3 protein-coding genes are annotated in these 2,780 nt (G+C 70.8%); all 3 read right to left on the bottom strand.

Annotated elements, in window-relative coordinates; genetic code table 11:
• Nucleotides 1-552 (bottom strand): ABC transporter ATP-binding protein (locus ABT232_RS38290; RefSeq protein WP_351849413.1); only part of this gene is annotated, 552 nt, incomplete at its 3' end.
• 32 nt (nt 553-584) lie between these two features.
• The gene (locus ABT232_RS38285; RefSeq protein ID WP_351849411.1) at nt 585-1,688 is read right to left on the bottom strand and encodes an aliphatic sulfonate ABC transporter substrate-binding protein; all 1,104 of its coding nucleotides are present in this window, start codon (nt 1,686-1,688) and stop codon (nt 585-587) included.
• Between the two features lie 145 nt (nt 1,689-1,833).
• Nucleotides 1,834-2,780: elongation factor 1-alpha C-terminal domain-related protein (locus ABT232_RS38280; RefSeq protein ID WP_351849409.1), on the bottom strand; the 947-nt coding region annotated here is incomplete at its 5' end.

Below are 2,780 nucleotides of genomic sequence, written 5' to 3'. Positions count from 1 at the left end.
CTCGTCGTGCAGCACGTCGCGGGTGATGGCGTCGAGGGCCGCGAACGGCTCGTCCATCAGCAGCAGGCGGCTGTCCTGGGCCAGCGCGCGGGCCATCGCCACGCGCTGGCGCATACCGCCGGACAGCTCGTGCACCCGCTTGCCGTAGGCGCCCTTGAGCCGGACCAGCTCCAGCAGCTCCTCGGCGCGGTCGCGGCGCTCGTTCTTCGGGGTGCCGCGCAGCTTCAGCGCCAGTTCGATGTTCTTGCCCGCGGTCAGCCACGGGAACAGGGCGTGCTCCTGGAACATCAGCGCCGGCCGGCCGTCGGTCGCGATGGACCCGGCGGACGGCCGGTCCAGCCCGGCGACCAGATTGAGCAGAGTGGACTTGCCGCAGCCGGAGGCGCCCAGGAGGGTGACGAACTCGCCCGGGGCGACATCGAGGGTGATGTCGTCCAGCACGAGCTGCTGCCCGGCGGGGCCCGCGAACGACTTCGAGACATGCTCGATCCGGGCGGCGTGCGCGGCCGACGTCTCGGTACCGTCGGCGGCCTTGGCGAGGGTCGTGGCCATGGTCGTCACCTCCTGGAACTCTCGGATTTCGGTTACTTGACGCCGAGCCCGGCGTCGTCGACGGTGGCCTCGCCCTCGGCCGCGAGGACCTTGTTGAGGAGCGTGAGGTCGTAGATGTCGTTCAGGTCGGCCCGCTCCAGCAGACCGGCCTTGCGCGCGTGCGCGGCCTCGGTGCGCAGGGTGGCGGCCAGCGGGTCGTCGAGGAAGGTGATCGACTTCCAGGCCGGGTCGAGCACGTCGGCCGGCAGCGGCTTGCCGGTGTCGGCCCCCAGCTGCTCGTTCGCCGAGGTCTTGGCCCGCTCCGGGTTGGCGTCGATCCACCGGTTGGTCTCGACCGAGGCCCGCAGCACCGCCTCGACGGCCTTCGGGTGCTTCTCCAGGAAGTCCTGGGACACGATGATGTTGGTGATCACGAACTTCTTGTCCGGCCACAGGTCGGCCTCGTCGAGCAGCACCTTCGCGCCCTCGGCGACCAGCTTCGACGCGGTCGGCTCCGGCACCCACGCGCCGTCGATCGAACCAGACGTGTAGGCGTCCGGCGCGATCTTGTTGTCGGTGCGGACGACGGAGACGTCACCCTTGCCGCTCTCCGCGTCGACCTTCCAGCCCTGCTCGGCGATCCAGTTGAGGAACGCCACGTCCTGGGTGTTGCCGAGCTGCGGGGTGGCGATCCTCTTGCCCTTGACGTCCTTCAGGGTCTTGATCTTGTCCGGGTTCACCACGAGCTTGACACCGCCCGAGGCCGAACCGCCGATGATCCGCAGGTTCTTGCCGCCCGACTTCAGGTAGCCGTTGATCGCCGGGGACGGGCCGATCCAGCCGATGTCGATGGAGCCGGAGTTCAGTGCCTCGATCTCGGACGGACCGGCGTTGAAGGTCGCGTACTTCGCCTCGGTGCCGCCCAGCTGCTTCTGGAAGAAGCCCCGCTCCCGGCCGACCAGCGCGGTTCCGTGGGTCAGGTTGCCGAAGTAGCCGATGCGGACCGAGTCGAGGCCGTCGATCTGCTTCGCGCCCGCGGCCACCGGGACGTCGCCGAGGTCGTCCGCCTGGGAGCCGTAGCCGCAGGCGGCGAGCGCGAGCAGCGGGAGCGCGGCGATCACCGCGAGGACGCGGCGCAGGGCGGGGGTGGCAGGCACGGGGGTGTTCCTCTCGGGGACCCGGCGGTCACGGTCGGTTCAGTTCGTGGCCGGGAGGTCGACGGGCTTTCGGCGGCGGTGAGCGGTGTCCGCGGACGTCAGCGCGCACATCGCGGACCGCCGCCGAAGTCGGCGGAGCGCATGCTCAGAAGTCCCACCCGTCGTCCTCGGCCTCGTCCTTGACGGGCTCCGGGGAGGCGAACGACTCGCCGACCATGCCGGCGGTGAGGGTGGTGCCGTCGTTCGGGTCGATCAGGATGAACGAGCCCGTGCGCCGCGAGTCGGCGTAGGAGTCGACCGGCAGCGGCTCGGCGGTGCGGATCTTCACCCGGCCGATGTCGTTGGCGACGAGCTGTCCCGGGTGCGGGTGCAGGGACAGGTCGTCCAGCGTCAGCCGGGACGGGATGTCCTTCACGATCGCCTTGACCGTGCGGGTGCCGTGCTTGAGCAGCACCCGGTGGCCGACGGTGAGCGGCTGGTCCGCGACATGGCAGACGGTCGCCTCGACGTCCTGCGTGGTCGCCGGGGCGTCCTTGCTCGGCACGATCAGGTCACCGCGCGAGATGTCGATGTCGTCCGCGAGCAGCAGGGTCACCGACTGCGGGGTCCAGGCGGCGTCCACCGGCTCGCCCAGCACGTCGATGCCGGTGACGGTGGTCGTACGGCCGGACGGCAGCACCGTGACCTGCTCGCCGACGCGGAACGTGCCCGCCGCGATCTGGCCGGCGTAGCCCCGGTAGTCCGGGTGCTCGGCGGTCTGCGGCCGGATCACGTACTGCACGGGCAGCCGGGCGTGGCAGTGCGCCAGGTCGTGCGCGACCGGCACCGTCTCCAGGTGCTCCAGGACCGTCGGGCCGCCGTACCAGTCCATGTTCGCGGAGGGCTCCACGACGTTGTCGCCGGCGAGCGCCGAGATCGGGATCGCGGTGACCTCGGGGACGCCCAGTTCGGTGGCGTACGCGGTGAACTCCTCGGCGATCGCCGCGAAGACCTTCTCCTCGTAGCCGACGAGGTCCATCTTGTTCACCGCGAGGACGGCGTGCGGGACGCGCAGCAGGGCGGCGATGGCGGCGTGCCTGCGGGTCTGCTCGA

This window comes from Streptomyces sp. NPDC001532, assembly GCF_040298625.1.
Classification (GTDB): Bacteria; Actinomycetota; Actinomycetes; order Streptomycetales; family Streptomycetaceae; genus Streptomyces.
Note: the sequence above shows the minus strand (reverse complement) of the source record. Positions and strands in the feature narration are given on the sequence as shown.